The sequence below is a fragment of the Acetobacter fabarum genome (assembly GCF_011516925.1).
Taxonomy (GTDB): domain Bacteria; phylum Pseudomonadota; class Alphaproteobacteria; order Acetobacterales; family Acetobacteraceae; genus Acetobacter; species Acetobacter fabarum.
Window position 1 is genome coordinate 452951 of sequence record NZ_WOTG01000001.1, and the last position, 21076, is coordinate 474026.

General features: G+C 60.4%; 18 protein-coding genes. 4 read left to right on the top strand and 14 right to left on the bottom strand.

Annotated elements, in window-relative coordinates; genetic code table 11:
- Window positions 1-6: 6 nt before the first annotated feature.
- The 6 genes from GOB83_RS02145 to GOB83_RS02170 all read right to left on the bottom strand — a co-directional run bounded on the left by GOB83_RS02145 (window position 7) and on the right by GOB83_RS02170 (window position 6786).
- Window positions 7-1566 (bottom strand): NADH-quinone oxidoreductase subunit D-related protein, encoded by a 1560-nt coding sequence (locus GOB83_RS02145; protein WP_242005681.1) that lies wholly within the window; start codon window positions 1564-1566, stop codon window positions 7-9.
- Window positions 1503-2636 (bottom strand): hypothetical protein, encoded by a 1134-nt coding sequence (locus GOB83_RS02150; RefSeq protein WP_165925091.1) that lies wholly within the window; start codon window positions 2634-2636, stop codon window positions 1503-1505. The genes GOB83_RS02145 and GOB83_RS02150 overlap by 64 nt, the downstream gene beginning before the upstream one ends.
- Window positions 2633-3217, bottom strand: coding sequence for a hypothetical protein (locus GOB83_RS02155; protein WP_165925092.1), 585 nt, complete (start codon window positions 3215-3217; stop codon window positions 2633-2635). Before GOB83_RS02155 ends, GOB83_RS02150 begins: the two co-directional genes overlap by 4 nt.
- Complete coding sequence (locus tag GOB83_RS02160; protein ID WP_165925093.1) at window positions 3214-4227, bottom strand: hypothetical protein; 1014 nt, start codon at window positions 4225-4227, stop codon at window positions 3214-3216. Before GOB83_RS02160 ends, GOB83_RS02155 begins: the two co-directional genes overlap by 4 nt.
- Window positions 4224-5957 carry a hypothetical protein gene (locus GOB83_RS02165; protein ID WP_242005682.1) on the bottom strand — a complete coding sequence of 578 codons (1734 nt, stop codon included), beginning with the start codon at window positions 5955-5957 and terminating at the stop codon, window positions 4224-4226. The genes GOB83_RS02160 and GOB83_RS02165 overlap by 4 nt, the downstream gene beginning before the upstream one ends.
- Window positions 5958-6036: 79 nt before the next feature.
- Window positions 6037-6786, bottom strand: a complete 750-nt coding sequence (locus tag GOB83_RS02170; protein WP_095349036.1) for a methyltransferase domain-containing protein — start codon at window positions 6784-6786, stop codon at window positions 6037-6039.
- A 62-nt stretch (window positions 6787-6848) separates the two neighbouring features.
- Between GOB83_RS02170 and gloB the strand changes: the two genes are divergently transcribed.
- A complete protein-coding gene (gene gloB, locus GOB83_RS02175) occupies window positions 6849-7574 on the top strand; it encodes a hydroxyacylglutathione hydrolase (protein WP_165925094.1) in 726 nt (241 codons plus the stop codon).
- Window positions 7575-7586: 12 nt separating this feature from the next.
- On the opposite strand, the gene GOB83_RS02180 is transcribed toward gloB, so the two are convergent.
- Together GOB83_RS02180 and GOB83_RS02185 are read right to left on the bottom strand one after the other, a co-directional pair.
- Window positions 7587-8648 (bottom strand): DUF2125 domain-containing protein, encoded by a 1062-nt coding sequence (locus GOB83_RS02180; RefSeq protein WP_165925095.1) that lies wholly within the window; start codon window positions 8646-8648, stop codon window positions 7587-7589.
- 349 nt (window positions 8649-8997) lie between these two features.
- Window positions 8998-9702 (bottom strand): lysophospholipid acyltransferase family protein, encoded by a 705-nt coding sequence (locus GOB83_RS02185; protein WP_165925096.1) that lies wholly within the window; start codon window positions 9700-9702, stop codon window positions 8998-9000.
- Window positions 9703-9885: 183 nt separating this feature from the next.
- On the opposite strand from GOB83_RS02185, the gene ahcY reads away from it, so the two are divergent.
- Window positions 9886-11175: an adenosylhomocysteinase gene (gene ahcY, locus GOB83_RS02190; RefSeq protein ID WP_086645390.1), complete on the top strand. Its 1290-nt coding sequence runs from the start codon at window positions 9886-9888 to the stop codon at window positions 11173-11175.
- A 46-nt stretch (window positions 11176-11221) separates the two neighbouring features.
- Here ahcY and GOB83_RS02195 read toward each other — a convergent pair whose 3' ends face one another.
- Entirely contained in the window at window positions 11222-11446 is a 225-nt protein-coding gene (locus GOB83_RS02195; protein WP_165925097.1) for a hypothetical protein, read from the bottom strand.
- 79 nt (window positions 11447-11525) lie between these two features.
- On the opposite strand from GOB83_RS02195, the gene GOB83_RS02200 reads away from it, so the two are divergent.
- Complete coding sequence (locus GOB83_RS02200) at window positions 11526-11921, top strand: DUF3597 domain-containing protein (protein WP_165925098.1); 396 nt, start codon at window positions 11526-11528, stop codon at window positions 11919-11921.
- 133 nt (window positions 11922-12054) lie between these two features.
- Here the strand turns inward: GOB83_RS02200 and GOB83_RS02205 are convergent, their stop codons facing one another.
- The 5 genes from GOB83_RS02205 to zapE all read right to left on the bottom strand — a co-directional run bounded on the left by GOB83_RS02205 (window position 12055) and on the right by zapE (window position 20693).
- A complete protein-coding gene (locus tag GOB83_RS02205) occupies window positions 12055-13074 on the bottom strand; it encodes a L,D-transpeptidase (protein WP_242005683.1) in 1020 nt (339 codons plus the stop codon).
- Between the two features lie 68 nt (window positions 13075-13142).
- Window positions 13143-14861: a dihydrolipoyl dehydrogenase gene (gene lpdA / locus GOB83_RS02210; RefSeq protein WP_165925203.1), complete on the bottom strand. Its 1719-nt coding sequence runs from the start codon at window positions 14859-14861 to the stop codon at window positions 13143-13145.
- An 89-nt stretch (window positions 14862-14950) separates the two neighbouring features.
- Window positions 14951-16174 carry a 2-oxoglutarate dehydrogenase complex dihydrolipoyllysine-residue succinyltransferase gene (gene odhB, locus GOB83_RS02215; protein WP_165925099.1) on the bottom strand — a complete coding sequence of 408 codons (1224 nt, stop codon included), beginning with the start codon at window positions 16172-16174 and terminating at the stop codon, window positions 14951-14953.
- Between the two features lie 109 nt (window positions 16175-16283).
- Window positions 16284-19151 (bottom strand): 2-oxoglutarate dehydrogenase E1 component, encoded by a 2868-nt coding sequence (locus GOB83_RS02220; RefSeq protein WP_095349041.1) that lies wholly within the window; start codon window positions 19149-19151, stop codon window positions 16284-16286.
- Window positions 19152-19355: 204 nt separating this feature from the next.
- Window positions 19356-20693, bottom strand: coding sequence for a cell division protein ZapE (gene zapE / locus GOB83_RS02225; protein WP_086645388.1), 1338 nt, complete (start codon window positions 20691-20693; stop codon window positions 19356-19358).
- A gap of 15 nt (window positions 20694-20708) precedes the next feature.
- Here zapE and GOB83_RS02230 point away from each other — a divergent pair, with 15 nt between their 5' ends.
- Window positions 20709-21047, top strand: a complete 339-nt coding sequence (locus GOB83_RS02230) for a carboxymuconolactone decarboxylase family protein (RefSeq protein WP_086645285.1) — start codon at window positions 20709-20711, stop codon at window positions 21045-21047.
- Window positions 21048-21076: the final 29 nt, after the last annotated feature.

Below are 21076 nucleotides of genomic sequence, written 5' to 3' on the forward strand. Positions count from 1 at the left end.
GCTCCCTTAACCATCGAGTGCTGCTGCGTTCATACCGAGTGAGCAGGCCAGCAACGCGGCATCCTCCGCCGCATGGTTGGGCAGAGCCTGCTCGAACACCAGCAGGGCCGAGGTTTCAGGCTTGCGGCAAAAAGCTTCCGCCACACGGCCATGCGCCAGACGCACCCAGTACAGCACGCCCCCCCATGGCCCTTCCACCAGCCCCGTGCCCTCCCCATCCTGCATGGACAGGGGAACCGTACCACCTGCATTCAGCCCGATCCGGGCCGAGGCCAGGTCCAGCATGCGCAGGCTTTCCTCCATCTCATCCAGCAACAGCAGGGCGCGGTCTTCCGCCGTGCCGTTCTGCCTGCCCGATGTGTAACGCCACAGCCCGTCATATGCCGGCATAATGCGTCTGCCATCACAGTCCCAGCCTGCGGCCCGGGCTACGGGGCCATCCAGCCCGACCCGTTCCAGATCATCAGCCTGAATACGCCCCACACGACCCAGCAGGGCAGAAAGACCGGGGTATTCACGCCATAAAAGCACCAGTAGCGGGTAAGCCTTCTGCCCCAGTTCGTACACTCTGCCGCACAGATCCCCCATCTGCGTTGCGTCCCGCACGGACAGGCCACCGGGGATGCAAACATCCATCAGCAACCGTGACCCGGTTATGGGGGCAGCCTCGGCCACCAGTTTTTCCCGCAACGCCATACAGTGCGATGCCACAAGCTGCGCACCCGCCAGCCGCGCCATACCGGCCAGAATGTACAGGTGCTGGAACAGGCGCTCCATTTCCAGCAAGGCTACGCGCAGGAGTGCCACTTCGGCCCCGACCTGCGCATTGCAGGCATTTTCTACCGCCTGACAGAACGCAACCTGATGCGCCACGGAGCTGCCTGCCGCAACGCGGCTGCTCAACCGGCAGACATCCTCTACCCGCGCATGCCGTGAGCGGGCGGCAATGCCCCGGTGGGCATAGCCTGTCTGTGTTTCCGCATTGGCGACCAATGTGCCGGACAGGACAAGCCGCGTATAAAACGGTGGGGCCAGATCGCCCGTTGCAGGCCCACGTTCTTCCACCCGCCCCTTGGCGGCCGCCATGGCATCGGATGGCTGGAACGCCACAAGTCCCTTGCGCTGCCCGCCCCGACCGGGTGCGGCGCAAAGCGGTGGAGCGGCAGACCACACATCATGGTCTAGCAGAGGGCGCACATCCACCGCCCACATGGCCTCTGCCCCGAACAGGTCATAGATCGCCCGTTCATACAGGCTGGCAGCAACCCGTGCGGGGGAAAGGGCAGGATAACGCCCCCCTTCCAGCGCCAGCGTTGCAGCGAGTGGGTGCCCATCGGGCAAGAACAGGGCATGCACATCCGCCCCATCACACCACAGGCCGACAAAGGGCAGATCATCCCCTTTAAGCATATCCACCATATCGCGCCAGGCCAGTTCATCCAGCCGGAAGCGCCATGGGGTGGAGGTCTGTTCACCTGCGTAAATCAGTGCGGCAACATCCATCAGAACGCCCCCAGCATCATGGCCAATGGCACCAGAAAGCCCATAACGGTCAGCACCGAACATGCCACGCGCCCGGCCATGTCATCTGGCCAGAACAGGCGGGCGGCCTCCCGGTCCGGCACGGCGCGCAGCACGGCGGCCAGAATGCCGCACACGGTCAGCACCGCAACGGGCCATGCCCAGTCGGTCATGACAGACAACAGGAGCAGGCACCCCACAAACGGTGCACCGGGGGGAAAACAGGCCAGAACATTAATCGCCCAGCCCCGCCCACTACGGTTACCCCCGGCCAGACACCAGCCACACAGGAACAGCAAAGCCGCAACATCCGCCTCCACGCCAACGGCCATAAGTGCCAGCGCGGACGGAAATGTGCGGAACAGCCTCTGCCTGTCCCCCGCGCGGCCCGCAGCAGCCGTTAACCAGACCGAAATAAGGCCCGCCGCCACCAGAGCCATTTCAAACGCAGCACCACCATGCCCGCGCAGCCGCATGGCCAGCAGGATGGATGCCCCCGCAAACGGGAGAAACAGGAAGCTATCGTTCTCATCGCGCCAGAACTGACCAAACGGGGCAAGTCCGGTTAAAATAACAAGGCCACATGCCATCATCAGGCCCGAAACCGTGCTCCCCTGCGGCAATAACAGACCCGACAGCACAAGGACCGTTCCCACCGACCCGGTGCGGATTAACCCCCACCCGGTTTTGGCCTGCCCGGCCGGGCGCGTAAAAACAAACACGCCCCACGCCAGAGCCAGTTCCAGAATACCCAGCCCTACAGCCGGTTGAGGCGCAACACATGCAAGCCCCGCCAGAGCCGTGCAGACATGCGGCAGGCTACGCAACAGGCGGTCGGGCTGGATGCCGTTTTCCAGCACCAGCAGCAGCAGGCCGAAGGCGAGCATGACCCGCCCGGCCCTTTGCACCGGATCATCATCCCACCCGCTGGCGCCATTCCCGACCGAAGGGAACATGAACACGACAACCGCAAGCCCGCAACCGATGGCGGCCATCCATATCGCGACTTCACGGCTATGGGGAGCCGGCAGCGCGGCCACAACCAGCGCACCAATAAAGGGCCACACAAATGCCAGTGCGGCCAGAAAAACCGTGGCTTCCATGCCAGCACTCATGCGCCTGCCCCTCCGCCCGGCTGCTCCGTGCGCCTGCCCCGCTGGCCAGCAGCACGCACAGGCACAACACGCGGCATAATGCGGTGGATGCACATGCCCCCAAGGAGCAGCACCACCGCCCCGGCCAGAGCAGCCACACCCAGCACCACCGGCTGGTGGCCCAATACGGCAGACAGCAGAACACCTTCAATACAGGTTAAAAGCCCCGCCCACTGCCAGACCATGCTCTGGCGGCACACAACGGCCACCAGCCCGGCTACCATGGTGCACAGCCCTGCGGGAAAAACCGTGCTCCCCGCGTGGTTACAGGCCAGCAGCAGCAAAACCATAAGAGCCAGCGCAAAAAACGGCACGGCGGCCCCTGTGCGTTCGTGCGTGGCATCGTGCTGGTAGCGGGTTAAAAAAAACGGCGGCAGGGCTGCAAACAGCAACGCCAGCATGGCCCCTACCTCCTGCACCGGAGCAAGCCCATCCACCAGCATGGCCAGTGCAGTCACCACCCCAGCGGGCAGCAGAAAACCAACACCCCGCGCCACAACACACAAGGCCACCATAGGCACAAGAATGGCAACAAGGGTCATGGCGTATCCTCCATACCTGCGGCGGAAGCCTGCGAATTATCCTGCAAGACGGCAGACACGCTGGTATCCTCCCGTTCGGCCAGAAAAGGGTGAACAGACCAAGTGACCTGTAAGGCCAGCACTCCAAGCAAAAAGATACTGACCAGCCTTACCCGCGCGCGCCGTAGCGGGGGCAGCACAACCAGCCGGACCAGTGCAAGCAACACCGCAGCCAACAGCAGCTTGGCACCCCACAGGCCAAAACCGAGCATGCACTGGCTCAGCCACTGTTCCATGCCCGCATCATCAGGCAAGGCAAGGCTGCCCGGCCATGCCGTATCCAGCGCCAGCACAACCCATGTTATTTGCACACAGTCTGCCGCCCAGAGCCACATAGCCCGCTCCGACCCGGCCAGCAGGGCAAGCTGGCCATCCTGCACAGGCCACGCCAATGCGGGCACTAAAAACAGGGCCACACCGGCCAGCACAAAAGGCGCGCCATCGGTTAGGGGGGAAAGCCCGTGTACCGTGGCCAGAAAATCTGAAAAATCACGCGCACCACAGAGCAGAAAAACCGGCACCAGCGCGGGCAGCAACAAAAATGCCCCCAGCATGCCGCGAGCCCCCTGCACAGCCCCCAAGCCACCGCCCAGCACACAGGGAATGTTCAGGCACACCAGCGCCATAACCAGCACGCAGCAGATCAACAGCAGGCCCGGTGCAGGAAAACCGGGAACCGCCAGTGTAAATGCAGGAACCAGCGCACAGCCCAGAACGGCCAGCACCAATGCCGCCGCACAGGCAATACTGGCCAGCTGTGCGCCCTCCTGCTGCAAGCGAGGCCGGCGGAACTGGTGCCCTATATCCTGCCACCGCCCCATGACCGGAAAAGCCGAAACACCCGACAGGCGCCCCGCCACCCGCCCGACAAGCCCGCTCAACCAGGGTGCTGCAAACACCATTGCCAGTGTTTGCAGGCCCAGAAGCGGCAAAAAGAGGAGGACCCAGCCCCAGGGAATGGAATGTGTCATTTGCCCACAAACAGCCCGGCCAGCAGCCCTGCCCCCATAAGAAGCAGGATCAGAACCATACCCTGCGCTTCGCACCAGCTTATGGCCACAAACAGGCAACGCCGTGCATAACGCCAGAAAACTTTTCCCCGGCGTGGCAGAATACCCCTTGCCCCCGGTACGCGCAGGGCCGTAACGGCCGCAGGCGTGGTAAAAAACCCGCGCCATGCTGGCCACAAAGGCAACAGCCCCCCACCAAAGCCCCCCTCTGCCACAGATGCGGGGCCATTCCGGTCCGGAGGAATCTCATACACCGGAGCACCCTGCCGCCATGCTGTAACCTGCCGCAGAGCCGGGGCAAATGGCATAAAACCAAACACCCGGACCAACAGAGCCGTGGCAAGCAGCACAAGCGCCAGCCCCAGCAAAACCAGCAGTGGCGTCAGGCGGGCAGCGTGCCCTGCAAAATGCACTGTTGTCATGTCCTGCCATGTTACGGGTAGCAGGGGCGGCCCCACCACCAGATGGTCTGCCACAAACAGCCAGGTTCCCGGCACAAAGGCCAGAACACTGCTCAGTACCGCGCATACCCACAAAGGCAGAACCATGGCAGCGGGGGCATCCGCCTTCCCCTGTGGGGCAGACAGAAGCAGCAGGCCCGCACGCACCAGAGCGGCACTCAACATCACTCCAAGGGCGACAAAAAACACCACCAGCATAACCGCCAGGAGCGCCATGACCGGCTGCGTGGCCTCGACCGAGTAACTGCCCCCCGCCAGAGCCGCCCACAGGACCGCAAACCCACCACAGGGTGGCAGAACCGAGCACTGGGCCAGCACCACACCCAGCAGGCACCGCGCCGCACGGGTGTGCAATATACCGCCCTCACCTGCGTCACTCCGCTGGGCTACCCAGAGCATGCCCAGCAGCGCCACAACAGGGGCCCCCATGCCCAGCACTACGGTTGTACGAAACGTATCCGCCCCACCCAGAGGGGAGGAAAGCGCCAGCACAAGGGCCAGCACGAGCATGCCGTACCAGCAGGCCGCCAGCCCTGCCACAAGGGCCGTGGCCTGCTGGTTGCGCATGGCCTGCGCAAGCCCTGCACACGCAACCACACCCCCACACGCCAGCAGCACCCCTTGCGACAGCAGGGGCAACTCCCCCACTTCGGCCAGCAAACGCCCAAGCAAAAACAGGCCAATACAGGCAGGCAGCACTCCCAACGGCCCCCGCTGCACGGCAATGGCCCACCCAACAAGCAGAACCATAACCCCCAGCAGCGGCACAGACAGGCTGCTATCGGCGGGAATACAGGCAGGCAGCACGGCAAAAGGCAGGCACAGCCCGCGCTTGCCATGCCCAGCCAGCAGCACAAGGGCCGTACCCGTAAACAGGCCAAACACCAGAGGTGAAAGGGCCAGAACCCCCAGACAGGCCAGCACACAGGCCACGCCAGCACGCCCCCGGCCAACCAGCGCCCCCACACAGGCCAGAATGGCCAGCATGGGCAAAGATGGCCCATCCGCCCCAAATACGGGGAACCACCCCAACTCCCCTTCCACACGGAAGGCGGCACCGGTCAGGGCTGTTACACCGGCAATGGCCCAGAGTACCGCCAGTATTTCTGTCCGCCAGAATGCCATGCCACGCAGGATTTTATCCGGCAGCGCAGCAACAGCACCCAGTGCCACCAGCACCAGAAGCAGACCACAAAGAACACTAGAGAGAAGAATGGAACCCAGCCCCAAAACCTATGAACACGAAAACCGGCGGATAACACCATGAGTGCAGGCTGAATACAATGCGTTCAACCGTGCCCAGTGCGGGCTAGGGTGTTTTTCCCGCTCTGGGCGCTCCGGCCATGCCAGCCGAGGGCATGCGCATACGCGCAAGCCACCCCTTTTTGTGCTGCACGGGCAAAGAAAGAGCAGAATACATTTCCGGCACGGCTTCTACCAGAATAAGGCTTCCGCCACCGGGGCAGAGCACCTTGCCTGCAATATCCATCCGCCGACCACGCCGGAGCGTGCGGCAGGCCTGACTTGCGGGCAGGAACACGGCCTCATCCCACTGTTCGGCCCGCAGCATGGCTGCTGCCAGCAACTGCCGCAGCTTGGGCCGCGTAAAGGAGGCATCCCGCGCAAACGGAGTACGCCGCAGCCTTGCCCGCCCACCCAGCCGACTGGGCACCACCATAAGCAGGCGTCCATCATCCTTGAGCGCGCGCGCTGCGGAGCGCAGCACGGTCAGCGGGTTTTCACGCCCTTGCAGAGCATGCACAAGCACAATGCGGTCAAACCTCTGCGCTTCAAATGGAAGGCTCGCAGGGTCCACCACGCAGCATGGACCGGGCTGCAAAACCATATCGCCCTGCACGCCCCCAAAACTGGCCCCAATGCGCAGGGTGGATGCATCGCCCAGTGCGTGCAGGTAAGGGACTGCCCCGCCCAACCCCAGAACAGACTGGTTTTTAAGCTCCGGCCAGAACCACCGCATGCGCTCGCCCAGCAGGCTGACACACACTCTGCCCGGTGGAGTCCCGTAAAAGCATTCTTCGCGCGGCATGGCATTTTGCATGGTTCATGCCTATCATATATTGGCCCGCCAAAGCCATGACCCAGCCAGCAGCAGGAGGCCCCATGCCCCTTACCATTCGCGCCATTCCGGTCCTGAACGATAATTACGCCTGGCTCCTGCGGGATGAAGCAACTGGCACAACTGCCATTGTGGACCCCGGCGAGGCCGCCCCCATAGAACGCGCACTGGCTGAGGATGGGAACAGGCTGGATTTTATTTTACTCACCCACCACCACCACGACCATATTGGCGGCACTGATGCCCTGCGCGCCCGTTACCATGCCAAAGTGGCTGGCCCCGCAGCCGAACAGCACCGCATGCCGGCACTGGACCTGCCCCTGCATGACAATGACAGGCTGGAAATAGGCCAGAGCGCCGGGCAGGTTCTTGCCATGCCGGGCCATACGCTGGGCCATATTGCCTATTACTTTGACCAGCCCCCGGCCCTATTCTGTGGCGATACGCTGTTCAGCCTTGGCTGTGGCCGCCTGTTTGAAGGCACAGCACAGCAGATGTTTACAAGTCTGGGCAGGTTACGCGCCCTACCAGAGCAGACCCTCATCTGCTGCGGGCATGAATATACGCTCTCCAACGCTCTTTTTGCCCTGAGCGTAGACCCCGAAAACCCCGCCCTAGCAGCACGCACGCAGGAAGTACGCGCCCTGCGTGACAAGGGATTGCCCACCGTGCCCTCTACCCTTGGGCTTGAGCGCGCGACAAACCCGTTCCTACGCGCACCCGATGCGCAAACGTTGGCCAGCCTGCGCAAACGTAAAGACACGTTCTGACCACCCACGGCACTACTGCGTAGCCTGCGTGCCCTGTTGGGGTTGCATCAGCCTTACAACTGGTAAAATCTGCCCCAGCGGCACAGCCCCCATATACACGTAGCCATTGCGTGCGGAGAGCGAGAGAACGAGCTTGCCGCCTGACCGGTCCCCCCGGGCAATCATATCTTCCAATGTGGTTTTAAAAACCGCTGCCTGCTCAGGGGGGAAGATTTTTTCAGGTTGCAGGCGCTCCACAAAAGGCTTCCAGTCCCTGACTGTCAGCCAGAAATCACCGGTCATGGCTGTGGCATGCCCACCCCGCACATGGCCGGTCACACCCAGCTTGAGGCCATTCCAGTCAGCCGAGGCTTTTTGCACGAGCAGTTCGGGCCAGATGGCCTGCCCGCTCTCCTCCTCCTGTTCCAGCACGCGCAGGCGCTCATACGGGCCGGGCATGGAAAAAGCGGCTTTGACGTTTTGCAAATATTGCGGCCAGGCAGGGACAGTCATCTGCTCCACCGACAGGGAAAGGCCTAGCACGCTGGCCTGAAACGTAGCCTGTGTGTTCCACAGCCATTCGCCCTGCACGTTGGTCATGCTCACACCCGATGCACGCACATGCACAAACGGAGCGGTAAACGCAGCACGGCCGGCAGGCCGGGAGCGCACGGGCCAGAATACATCTACCGGGCTGCCTTCAAGCACAAATGCGCGTGTATCCTCCACACCATCATGTTCATACGGCACGGCAAAGGACTGCGGTCCGTCCAAGCGCATATGCACCTGCAAGGGGTGCCACGGCACCACCTCCAGCCAGACACGGCTGACCGCGTATTCCACCGCCCCTCTGGCTGGCCCGCCATGCGTGGTGGGGGTGCAGGCTACGCGCACGCCCTGCAATGCCAGACCGGCCCGGAACAGCCCCCCCGTGTGCTGCCTGCCCTGATAGGTTATCTGGCACAGCCCGGCAGGGTGCGTAACAAGCTGGTCCAGATACTGCTGGCTCTTCCAGCGGAACGCGCCTGCTCCGCCACCAAGCAGCACAACACCAGCGGCCAGCGTTACAAGGGCCGTTTTTACAAAGCGTGTCATCCCCACCTCAAATGGCTGTCTTCCGCCTGCCGCGTAAAATTATCCACAGCCTGACTTCCTTCCCGGCAGCGCCTTGCCCTGCGGCAACCTAGCCTATGCCTCCACCCAATTCCACAGCAAATGCACTGAATACATAAGACTTAAAAAGCCCTTTGCAGACAATGGATTTTTTTAACAAAAAGCCATACGGCCCCTAACGCACACAAAATACCTTTGCCTGATTTACTTAAGGGCATGCAGTAAATCAGGCGGCAATACTGGTATGACCCTTTTATGACATGGATCATACTCCACAAAGTTATCCACAATGACGGGTGGTTTATCCCCTGCCGCCAAGCTGTACCTGAAGCTACAGGCCACAGCCTGGTTCAAGCGCGCGCCAGCTTTTTTCAATCTCTTCCAGCAGGACCGCTCTTCTGGTCGGGTCAATGCTTGGGCCAATGCACACATGCAGCACACCCGAGCGTTTAACAAACGCATTACGTCCCCAGAACAGGCCCGAATTGGTGGCAACAGGAATAACCGGCAACCCAGTATGGCTGGACATGGCGGCAATACCGGGCTTGAGCGCCACGTGCTCGCCCGGCATGGTGCGCGTTCCTTCAGGGAAAATAATAATCTGCCGGTTATCGGCCACCGCCTTGTCCGTGCCCTGCAACAGCAGCCGCAGGGCACGCGCCCCCGCTGCGCGCTCGACCGGCATCATGCCCGTAAGGACCAGCATGGGGCCAAGCAGGGGAATACGGGTGAGTTCACCTTTCATGACATAGCATGGCCGTGGCAGAAGCAGCATCCATACCAGCGTATCGAACGCAGACTGATGCTGCGAGGCAATAAGGGCCGGGCCGGATTGTGGCAGATGTTCCAGCCCGCTCACACGCACCTGCACCCCGCAGATGGTACGGAACAGCCACAGGACCAGCCGCGACCACAACTTGGCATAGGCCAGCGCATGCCCGGGCATAAACCAGCGGATTGGCAATGCGCCAACCCCCATGACCCCGGTCAGCACAAAAGCCACAATATTAAACACGACGGAACGCACAACAGCCATTAGAACAAACCCGTTACAACCCGCATAATTTAGTCTTTGATTAACAAGTGCTGGACACCAGAAAACCGCGGTTGTGGCAAGCAAAACCACATAAAACCAGACCTGCCATACCTGTTCCGGCTGGCCTATGGCCGTCTATGGCTGTATAGCAAAGCAGCACTTTGCATAGAAAGACAGGATAATATGAGCGACTATAAGGTAAAGGACCTCTCGCTGGCCGATTGGGGTCGCAAGGAAATTTCCATTGCTGAAGGCGAAATGCCGGGTCTGATGGCACTGCGCGAAGAATACGGCGCAAGCCAGCCCCTTAAGGGCGCGCGTATTGCCGGCTGCCTGCACATGACCATCCAGACCGCGGTTCTGATTGAAACGCTGGTCGCTCTGGGTGCAACCGTGCGCTGGTCTTCTTGCAACATTTTCTCCACGCAGGACCACGCTGCCGCAGCCATTGCCGCTGCTGGCATTCCGGTGTTCGCATGGAAAGGCCTGACAGAAGACGAATTCAACTGGTGTATCGAGCAGACCATTCAGGGCCCCGATGGCTGGACCCCGAACATGATCCTCGATGACGGCGGTGACCTGACCGTGATGATGCACGAGCAGTACCCCGAACTGCTGGCCAAGGTTAAGGGCCTGTCGGAAGAAACCACAACGGGTGTGCACCGTCTGTGGGAAATGCAGAAAAAAGGCACGCTGAAGGTTCCCGCCATCAACGTGAACGACAGCGTTACCAAATCCAAATTTGATAACCTGTATGGCTGCCGTGAAAGCCTGGTGGACGCCATCCGCCGTGGTACCGACGTCATGATGGCAGGCAAGGTTGCCGTTGTTGCCGGTTATGGTGACGTGGGCAAAGGCTCCGCTGCCTCCCTGCGTAATGCTGGCTGCCGCGTGCTGGTAACGGAAGTGGACCCGATCTGCGCCCTGCAGGCCGCCATGGAAGGCTACGAAGTGGTCACCATGGAAGCCGCTGCACCGCGTGGGGACATTTTTGTAACAGCAACCGGCAACGTGGACGTCATTACCGTTGACCACATGCGCGCCATGAAAAACCGCGCAATCGTGTGCAACATCGGCCACTTTGACTCCGAAATCCAGATCGGCGGGCTGCGCAACTTCACATGGGAAAACATCAAACCGCAGGTTGACGAAGTGGTGTTCCCCGATGGCAAGCGCCTGATTGTTCTGTCCGAAGGCCGTCTGGTCAATCTGGGCAACGCAACCGGCCACCCGTCCTTTGTGATGTCTGCTTCCTTCACCAACCAGACGCTGGCCCAGATCGAACTGTGGACGGCACCTGAAGGCAAGTATGATGTTGCCGTTTACACCCTGCCCAAAAAGCTGGACGAAAAAGTTGCAGCCCTGCATCTGGCCAAAGTTGGCGCGCAGCTGAGCAAGCTGAGCGAAACACAGGCCAAGTACATTGACGTTCCGGTTAACGGTCCCTTCAAGCACGAAGAATACCGTTACTAAAATATCTTGAACGAAGGGTGGGGGAGCATTCCTTACGGAATACCCCCTACCCTTCTTCGGGCTTTGGCCCTGCCAGCACCGCACGTGCCGTGGCCTGCCCCTTCTCCCCTACAAAAAATTCCTGACTGGTCGCGGTTTTTAACCCGAACCGGCCCCGGCTCCGGGCGTTAGCACCGGCATGGTCTTTGCCTGCCGTAGGGCTGCGGCTTTTTGCCGTGCCTGCACGCCAGAACATGCCACCGTTAGCCTCCACACCCATGCGCTTGCACAAAACTGTCTCTTTCCTGCCAGATTTGTCAGGTTATCTTACCTCACACGATCGCATTGTATCTTATGAAAGGGTTACCCCCATGAGCATTTTTGGTTCCATTTTATCTGCCATTTTTCATCACGCCAAAGCTGCAACGCCAGACACCACATCCCCCGCCAATGCCGGCACGCAGCCCAGTGCCGCCGCAGCAGCAGCACCTGGCACGGTGCCCCCGGCAGGCTCCCCCGTTAATGTTGATGCCGTGCTGACAAGCCTTGCCACCCAGAACGGGCAGAACCTGAACTGGAAAGAGTCCATTGTGGACCTGCTTAAACTGCTGGGGCTGGATAGCTCGCTGGATGCCCGCAAAAAGCTGGCGGCAGAACTGGGCTACACCGGCAGCACGGAAGACAGCGCGAGCATGAATATCTGGCTGATCAAGGAAGTTCGCCAGAAACTGGCGCAGAATGGCGGCACGCTGCCTGCGGGCCTGTAAGCCAAAGCTTACACAGGCTGAACCGGAGCACACAGCAAAGCGCAAGCCCCCAGCTTGCGCTTTATGCTTTTGCGGCATTGCGCACACTGGAACTCACTTCAGCGGCAGCTAGAGCTAGGCATAAAGACCAATCTTATCCATGCACAATGGGCCTGTGTGGGGCAGCCTCGTTTTTAAAAGCCGCAGCGGCCGGGGGCATGGCCAGCCCTGCTGTATCCACCACCACAACCAGCAGTCCGGCTATGGGGGAAGCAACCCTGTCCTTGCGTAAGAGGGCTGCAAACCTGCGGTCCACGGTGGCGCGTTGTTCATACTCCGTATCCAACAGCCCGTGGCGGTCAATGAACACATTGAGTGATGACGGAATACGGATGCACCCCTCGGACGCCGTATGGCCCAGCCGCTGCTCCAGATAAACAGGATCTGTTGCGTGCATTTCCAGCCGGATCTGCACTTTGTCCCGGCTTGGTAGCCAGCCTTTTTCAGCCCATTGCCAACCAAAATCCCAGACGCGCATCCCCGTGGTGCCGTTCCCCATAATGCCGTTTTCGTTCTTGGTACCCAAGGCCCGGTAGCCAAGCCGGGTTGCCGAATTGGGGAAAACGCCGGTGGGAGTAATATAATAATACTGCCGCCCGGTTGTGCCGGTGGAAACTTTGGTACTGCCAATAACCTGCCAGTCCGCGCTACCGGGAATGGCCAGAATCAGGCAAAGGCGCTGCACTTTGGGGTTGCGGTCCACCACCACAAGCACCTGCGGGCGATCCAGCACATAGCCTGCCTGCTCCAGTTGCTGGCGGGCCAAAGCCACCCATGCCGCTTTATAAGCTGAGGAAACAGAAACAGCGACAGGCACCTCGCGCCTGAACGCCAGTGTCAGCGCCCATGCTTCCTGCCGGGCGGCATCCTCCCCAAGAATGGGGGGAGAGTCGTCTGTAAAGGAAGGAGAAGGATGTGTGCCGCCAGACACTCCGGCAAAGGCGGGGTCAAGTGCGCGGTCATCCACACCCGCAGGGGGTGTAGCAGCCTGTGTGCCAGCACCGGCATGGCCTGTGTTCTGCCATGCCGCACCTTGGGCATACACCATATTTACCCCGGCCAGAAAACCACCAGCCACGGCCAAGCAGACTGCCAGCTTCCCTGCCACACACATACATACTCTCCTCCGTATGCAACTACGGAAGAGAGTATGGCATTAGTCCTAACAAGAAGAAAATTTTCTTAGATATTGATCGCGCGGTTGTCAGCGCCCAGAGCAGCTTCCTTTACGGCTTCGCTCAGGGTTGGGTGCGCGTGGCAGACGCGGCCAATATCTTCCGCCGAGGCACCAAACTCGATCGCCATGGTGGCTTCGGCAATCAGCTCACCTGCTGCGGGGCCAATAATGTGCACACCCAGTACGCGGTCTGTCTGCTTGTCGGCCAGCACCTTCACAAAGCCATCGGTCATGCCCAGTGCGCGTGCGCGGCCATTGGCAAGGAAGGGGAACTTGCCGGTCTTGTAAGCAACACCCTTGTCCTTGAGCTGCTCTTCCGTAAAGCCCACGGAGGCAACTTCGGGCCATGTGTAAATCACGCCGGGAATAGCATCGTAATTAACGTGCCCGGCCTGCCCGGCCAGCAGTTCGGCCAGCGCCACACCTTCCTCTTCCGCCTTGTGGGCCAGCATGGGGCCCGCAATAACGTCCCCAATAGCGTAAATACCGGGCACGTTGGTTGCGTAATGGGCATCCACTTCCACACGGCCGCGCTTGTCCAGCGCAATACCGGCTTCTTCCAGCCCCATGTTCTTGCTGGCTGCCGTACGGCCAACCGCAACCAGAACCACATCGGCTTCCAGCGTTTCCACCGCGCCACCAGCCGATGGTTCGATACTGAGCACAACGCCTTTTTTGGTTTTTTCGGCCTTGGTCACCTTGTGGCCCAGCTTCATTTTGAAGCCCTGCTTGGTCAGCAGTTTCTGGAACTGTGCCGCCACTTCATTATCGGTGCCGGGCACCAGACGGTCCAGAAACTCAACCACGGTAACTTCCGCACCAAGGCGATGCCATACGCTACCCAGTTCCAGCCCGATAACGCCGCCACCAATAACCACCAGACGCTTGGGCACTTCAGACAGTTCAAGCGCACCTGTGGAAGTGACAATAACTTTTTCGTCCACCTCAATACCCGGCAGGTTTGCGCTGTCGCTCCCGCTGGCAATAATGATGTGCTTGGCGGTTACCGGCTTGCCGTCCACACTCAGGCGGCCTGTGCCTTCAACCTTGCCGTGGCCTTTAAGCCAGGTGATGCCGTTTTTCTTGAAAAGGAATTCAACCCCTTTCACGTTGGCACCAACAATGTCGGCCTTGCGGGCCTGCATTTTGGCCAGATCAAGCTTTACGCTATCAATCAGCACGCCATGGGCAGCAAAATCATGCCCTGCTGCATGATAGTTTTCTGAAGACTGAAGTAGCGCCTTGGAAGGAATGCAGCCGACATTAAGGCAGGTGCCACCAAGAGTTGCGCGTTTTTCCACGCAGGCAACCTTAAAGCCAAGCTGCGCTGCACGAATGGCGCAAACATACCCACCCGGGCCCGCACCAATAACCACAACGTCATAATCTGTCTCGGCCAGGGGAGCGGCCTGTGCTTCTGCCTTGGGGGCAGATGCCGCCTGAGCGGGAGCAGCCTGTGCCGCCGGGGCAGCGGCTTTGCCTGCGGCTCCGGCTTCCAGCAGAGCCAGCACGGCACCAACTTCAACCTCGTCCCCTTCCTTGACCGCGTGGTTTTCCAGCCGACCGGCGGCGGGGGCAGGCACTTCCACGCTCACCTTATCCGTTTCCAGCTCCACAACCGGTTCGTCTTCCTTGACCGCTTCGCCCGGCTGCTTCAGCCACTTCCCTACCGTGGCGGTGGTCACACTTTCTCCAAGGGTTGGTACTTTAATTTCGGTCGGCATGGGTATTGTCTCGCTCACGTTAGGGTCTGCAAAAAAGGAAAGGCCGGAGAGCAGCACCCAAGCAGCCTCCGGCCTGTGCCAGTGTCAGATCAGACGTCAATCAACAGGCGGCGGGGGTCTTCCACATTCTGCTTGAGCCGGACAAGGAAGCTGACCGCCTCCTTACCATCCACAATGCGATGATCGTAGGACAGGGCCACATACATCATGGGGCGGATGACCACCTGACCGTTTACGGCAACCGGGCGTTCCTGAATGGAATGCATGCCCAGAATACCGGACTGCGGGGAGTTCAGGATCGGGGTGGACAGCAGCGAACCGTAAATGCCGCCATTGGTGATGGAGAAGGTACCACCGGAGAGTTCGTCCAGCTTGAGTGTGCCTTCCCGCGCGGCCTTGCCAAACCCGGAAATGGTTTTTTCAATCTGGGCAAAACCCATTTTATCGGCATCGCGGATAACCGGCACCACCAGACCGTTGGGGCCACCCACGGCAATACCAAGGTTGATGAAGTCGCGGTAAATTACGTCCTCACCATCGATTTCGGCGTTAATGGCCGGGAATTCCTTGAGTGCCGCTATAACAGCACGGGAGAAGATGGACATATAACCCAGCTTCACACCATGCTTTTTAACAAAGCTGTCCTGGAATTCGGCACGCAGCGCCATGGCACCGGACATGTCGATTTCGTTAAACGTGGTCAGCATGGCCGCCGTGTTCTGCGCTTCCTTCAGGCGGCGGGCAATGGTGCGGCGCAGGCGCGTCATTTTTACGCGTTCTTCACGCGGGTCGTCCTTGCGGGCGGCTTTGGGTGCGGCGGCGGGGGCTGCCCCCTGCGGCTGGGACAAAAAGCCCAGAACATCGCCTTTGGTAATCCGCCCGCCAAGACCCGTGCCCTGACCAACCTGCCCGGCACTCAGGCCATTTTCGGCCATGATCTTGCGTGCAGCAGGCAGAGCAGCTGCAGAATCAACTGCCCCGGCCGCAGGCTGTGCTGCGGGGGCGGGAGTTGCAGGGGCTTCCACCTTCTTTTCCGCGGCTACAGCCTTGGGCGCTGCGGGGGCTGCCCCTGCCTTGCCGGGTTCAACGGTTGCCAGCAGGGCACCCACTTCAACCTCGTCCCCTTCCTTGACGGCCTGCGGGCCAAGCACACCAGCCTGCGGGGCGGCAACTTCCACACTGACCTTATCAGTTTCAAGTTCAACGACTGGTTCGTCTTCCTTGACCGCCTCACCCGGCTGCTTCAGCCATTTGGCAATGGTTGCCGTGGTCACGCTCTCGCCCAGTGTTGGCACCTTGATCTCGACTGACATCCTGTTCCCCATTCTTCTCAAGAAAGCCCCTGTGTGGGGTAATGGTTTTGCCACACAGGGTTTTTCTTCCGCGTAAGGCGGACAATTTTTCTAAAATTCCAGACCCTGCTCAGCGAGCCGCCTTCAGCCCAAGTGCGCGGTCCACAAGGTCCGCCTGCTCGGCGGCATGGATACGCGCAAGACCCGTTGCCGGGCTGGCTGCGGCAGCACGCCCCACATACTGCGGGCGCCCCGCCTTGTGGCCTGCACGCACCAGAGCTTTTTCAATCCGCCGGTCCACAAAGTGCCACGCGCCACCATTTTCCGTTTCTTCCTGACACCAGACAATATCTGCCTCAGGATAACGCTTGAGCTCGGCTGCGAGTGCTGCTTCTGGGAAGGGGTAGAGTTGCTCCACACGCACGATGGCGACATCCTTGATGTCCTTTTCGCGCCGGGCGGCAAGCAGGTCGTAATAAACCTTGCCCGAGCAGACCACCACACGGCGGACCTTGGCATCCGGCCCCAGAGCATCCACCTCGGGCAGAACGGGACTGAAGCGCGTCCCCGGTCCGAAATCGGCCAGAGCGGAAACCGCGAGCTTGTGCCGCAGGAGGGATTTGGGCTCCATCAGCACCAGCGGCTTGCGGTAATCCAGCTTGAGCTGGCGGCGCAGCGCGTGGAAGTAGTTTGCAGGCGTGGTGATGTTGCAGACAAACATGTTATCTTCCGCGCAAAGCTGGAGATAACGCTCCAGACGTGCGGAGGAGTGTTCTGGCCCCTGCCCTTCGTACCCGTGGGGCAGAAGCAGCACCAGACCGGACATGCGCAGCCACTTGGTCTCACCCGATGCGATAAACTGGTCAATAATGACCTGCGCACAGTTGGCGAAGTCCCCGAACTGGGCTTCCCACAGCACCAGCGTCTGCGGGTTGCGCACGGAGTAACCGTATTCAAAACCCAGCACACCGTATTCGGACAGTAGCGAGTTCCAGATTTCGATTTTGGCCTGATCCGCCTGAATATGGTTCAGCGGTGTGCAGGGGGTCTGGTTGACCTGATCGGTCCATGTTGCATGGCGCTGGCTGAAGGTCCCGCGCTGGCAGTCCTCACCAGACAGGCGCACACGGTGGCCTTCCAGCAGGAGAGAGCCAAAGCCCATGGCCTCACCCGTTGCCCAGTCGAACCCTTCGCCCGAGCTGAACATGGCCGCCTTGGCCTTGAGCTGGCGCGCAATTTTGGAATTGAGGTTGAACCCTTCGGGCACCTTGGTAATGGCAGCCCCAATTTTTTGCAGCGCATCCAGTGCCACACCCGTATCGGGCCATGCCTGCTCGGGCTTCTGCCCCGGTGCGGTTAGCCCCTTCCAGCCGCCTTCCAGCCAGTCTGCCTTGTTAACCTTGTAGGATTCGGCAGCCTTGTAATCCGCTTCCAGCCGATCCTGGAACGCATCCCACTGAGCTTGCGTTTCGGCCTCGGTCATGACCCCTGCTTCCACAACACGGCGGGCATACAGGGTGTGCGGCGTTTCGTGGCTGGCAATGGCCTTGTACATGACGGGCTGGGTAAAGACCGGCTCATCCGTTTCGTTGTGGCCATGGCGGCGGTAGCAGACAATGTCGAGCACAATGTCGCTGGCAAATCTGAGGCGGTAATCCGCGGCAAGGCGTGAGGCGTAGATAACGGCCTCGGCATCATCCCCATTCACATGCAGGACAGGTGCCTCAATGGATTTGGCAAGGTCAGTGCCATACACACCGGAATGCCCGCATTCGGGGTTGGTGGTAAAGCCGATCTGGTTGTTGACCACCATATGGATGGTTCCACCCGTGCGGTAGCCGGGGAGCTGGGACATGGCAAAGGTTTCGTAAACAATACCCTGCCCGGCAAATGCCGCATCACCATGAATGATAATGCCCATGCTGCCAGTGCGGTTTTGCGTATCGCCCGCATCATCCTGCGTTGCGCGCACCTTGCCCAGCACAACGGAATCCACGGCCTCAAGATGCGAAGGGTTGGGCAGGAGCGAAATATGCACCGAGCGCCCGCTCACTTCCACATCCGCCGAAGACCCCAGATGGTACTTGACGTCCCCCGAGCCTTCCACATTGTCGGGCTTGAAGGAGCCACCGGCAAATTCGTTAAAAATGGCCACGTAAGGCTTGCGCACCACATTGACCAGCGTGTTCAGGCGGCCACGATGGGCCATGCCGATAGTGACCGAGCCAACACCTTGCACTGCGGACTGGTCCACAATGGCGTGCAGTGCGGGAATGGAGATTTCCCCCCCTTCCAGCCCAAAGCGCTTCGCACCCACGTAGCGCTTCTGACAGAAGGCTTCGAACCCTTCTGCTTCAGCCAGATTTTTAAGAATGCTCTTGCGTTCGGCCACGCTGACATTCTGCTGCCAGTTATCGCTTTCCAGCCGGTTGCGGAACCATTCGCGCTGTTCGGTATTCCGGGCATACAGGTATTCCGCACCAATATTGCCACAGTATACCGTGCGCAGGGCCGCAATAACGTCCTTGACCTTGGCTGTGTTGCGCCCCTTGAGCAGAGGCTCCAGCAGGGAGCCAATAAAAACCTCACGCTCCAGATCCTTGGGGCCAAAGCCGTAGGTCTGGGGGTTCAGTTCCTCACGCTGGGTGGGAACCTTGAGCCCGAGCGGGTCAAGCGTTGCTTCCAGATGACCAAATTCGCGGTAGGCGCGGACCAGCCGGGCAATAGCCAGACTATCCTGCGCGGCCAGACCGCCAGCCGGGCCACCCTTGGCAGGCGGTGGCGGCTCTTCCCCCGTAATAATGGACGGGCGCGGTGCCCAGGATGCGCCAAGCGCATCATGCAGCACGGCTGCCTCGTCATCCCCCAGCGAGCTGAAGAGAATATCGAAGGAGGGATCTACACTTTTTGGATCCTTTGCCCACTGGGCATACAAATCCGCAAGGTACGCGATATTGGCACCGTTCAGAGCGGTTGCCAGCATATCCGATACCGCCATCTCACATTCCTCCCTGTCGCGGGGTGATCACGCGCCGCAGACCAGATGTTGTGTCACACTCCAACGTAAGCCGGACCATCTTTTCCTTCACCCCACCCATACGGCAGAGTGCCCTTGATATCCCTTGCCAGAAGCACACAGCCCCCGGCTCTTTCTGTCTCAAGAGCTAGACCGGCCATGGGAGCGGAACAAGGGCACCGCCTGTCACGCTCTAGCGAGGCTATGCGCCGCCTGTGCTGCCTGTGCACCATGCTCAAGCCAGCTTTCACTGCCCATTTCCGCCAGACGGGAGGCTGTACGGGCAAATGCGTCCGATCCCTCGCCCTCGGTAAACAGTTTGTCAGGTGCGGCCGCAGCCGAGGCAAACAGCAGGTTTCCGTTGTCGTACAAGGCATCTATGAGGGTAATGAAGCGCCGCGCCAGGTTGGCCTCGTCCTGTCCCATGCAGGGAATGTTGTCGATCACGACAACGGGAAAACGCCTTGCCAGTGCCAGATAATCGTTCGGCCCCAGCGGTTTTCCACACAAAGAGTTGAAATCGAACCGGCACACCGGCCCTGCCGCCTGCTCCACCTCAAAACTGCGGCCAATAAACTCCAGCGTGACCGGCTGGGGGCTGGCACCACCGGCCTGATGGGCAAAAATACGGTCCAGCGTGGCGTGGGCCTGCGCATCGGCCGGGACCAGCCATGTCTGCCGGTCCTGCTCGCGCCCGCGCCGGTAATCCCGTGGCGAATCCAGCTCGATCGTATCCAGCTCACGCCGGATAATGGCAATGAACGGCTTAAAGGCATCCGCCCCCGGTCTGTTCTGGAACAGCTGGGAAGGCTCGGTGTTGGAGGTGGCCACAATCACCACGCCATCGGCAAACAGGGCCTCAAACAGGCGGCCCAGAATCATGGCATCGGCAATGTCGTTCACCTGAAACTCGTCAAAGCACAAAAGCTGCACACGGGCTGCAATGGCTTTGGCCAGCGGGGGAATGGGGTCGGCCATACCGGGGTTGGCGGCCTTGAGGGCATGCAGCTTCTGGTGCACGTCCTGCATGAAGCGCAGAAAATGGATGCGCTCCTTGAGCCGGACAGGCGCACAGCCAAAAAACAGATCCATGACCATGGTTTTGCCCCGGCCGACCCGCCCCACAATATAAAGCCCGCGCGGGCGGTCCTGCGTGGGCTGTGCGGGCTGGCTCATCAGCTTTTTGGCAAGTCCTGCCAGAAAGCCCCTGCCTTTGCTGGCGGGGCTGGCCGCCTGCGGCGCGCGCGCGGGCATGGTGGCAAGTTCGCGCCACAACTGGTCCAGACGTTCGACCACACGGGCCTGATCCGGATCGCTCTTGATGTCCCCGGTCGCAATGCGCTGCCGGTAAACTGCCAGAGGCCCCTGTGCGGTCGCAGCGGAGGCCCCGCTCGTGTTCATGTCTGTCATAAGTCTGCCCGATAACGGCTTGAAGGCTCTTTCCGCAAGTATCAACACCTCTCCTAACCGTGTCGTGACAAGGCCGAAGGGCTCTGGTGCTGTTGGAAGGTCCAACATACCCATATCGGAGTCCATGTCATGACCGACTGGAATGCTTATCGCGCCAATATGCAAAAAAACGTCAAGGCACTGGCACAGCTAACCCCAAACACACTCAAAGGGTTGCAAACGCTGGAAACACCTCTGCCTGAACTGAAGCATCTGGACGCCAAAACGCGCGAGCTGATTGCGCTGGCCGTAGCCGTAACCACACGGTGTGATGGCTGTATTGCCGTACACTCCGCTGCCGCCCGCAAGGTAGGCGCCAGCAAGGAGGAAATAGCCGAAGCCCTTGGCGTGGCCGTGGCGCTGAACGCAGGGGCCGCCCTTGTCTATTCCAGCCGGGTGATGGAAGCGTTTGACAGCACGGAAAGCTGACTAACGCCCCATAAACAGGCGTGGGTGCC

Bases quoted from the DNA above. Each gene is read 5' to 3' on its own strand.
- GOB83_RS02200 (WP_165925098.1), top strand. From the start codon at position 11,526: ATGAGCATTTTTGGTTCCATTTTATCTGCCATTTTTCATCACGCCAAA.
- lpdA (WP_165925203.1), bottom strand. From the start codon at position 14,861: ATGCCGACCGAAATTAAAGTACCAACCCTTGGAGAAAGTGTGACCACC.
- gloB (WP_165925094.1), top strand. From the start codon at position 6,849: ATGCCCCTTACCATTCGCGCCATTCCGGTCCTGAACGATAATTACGCC.
- GOB83_RS02180 (WP_165925095.1), bottom strand. From the start codon at position 8,648: ATGACACGCTTTGTAAAAACGGCCCTTGTAACGCTGGCCGCTGGTGTT.
- GOB83_RS02170 (WP_095349036.1), bottom strand. From the start codon at position 6,786: ATGCAAAATGCCATGCCGCGCGAAGAATGCTTTTACGGGACTCCACCG.
- GOB83_RS02230 (WP_086645285.1), top strand. From the start codon at position 20,709: ATGACCGACTGGAATGCTTATCGCGCCAATATGCAAAAAAACGTCAAG.
- GOB83_RS02160 (WP_165925093.1), bottom strand. From the start codon at position 4,227: ATGACACATTCCATTCCCTGGGGCTGGGTCCTCCTCTTTTTGCCGCTT.
- zapE (WP_086645388.1), bottom strand. From the start codon at position 20,693: ATGGGTATGTTGGACCTTCCAACAGCACCAGAGCCCTTCGGCCTTGTC.
- GOB83_RS02150 (WP_165925091.1), bottom strand. From the start codon at position 2,636: ATGAGTGCTGGCATGGAAGCCACGGTTTTTCTGGCCGCACTGGCATTT.
- odhB (WP_165925099.1), bottom strand. From the start codon at position 16,174: ATGTCAGTCGAGATCAAGGTGCCAACACTGGGCGAGAGCGTGACCACG.
- GOB83_RS02205 (WP_242005683.1), bottom strand. From the start codon at position 13,074: ATGTGTGTGGCAGGGAAGCTGGCAGTCTGCTTGGCCGTGGCTGGTGGT.
- GOB83_RS02185 (WP_165925096.1), bottom strand. From the start codon at position 9,702: ATGGCTGTTGTGCGTTCCGTCGTGTTTAATATTGTGGCTTTTGTGCTG.
- GOB83_RS02145 (WP_242005681.1), bottom strand. From the start codon at position 1,566: ATGTTCGGTGCTGACCGTTATGGGCTTTCTGGTGCCATTGGCCATGAT.
- GOB83_RS02220 (WP_095349041.1), bottom strand. From the start codon at position 19,151: ATGGCGGTATCGGATATGCTGGCAACCGCTCTGAACGGTGCCAATATC.
- GOB83_RS02155 (WP_165925092.1), bottom strand. From the start codon at position 3,217: ATGACCCTTGTTGCCATTCTTGTGCCTATGGTGGCCTTGTGTGTTGTG.
- ahcY (WP_086645390.1), top strand. From the start codon at position 9,886: ATGAGCGACTATAAGGTAAAGGACCTCTCGCTGGCCGATTGGGGTCGC.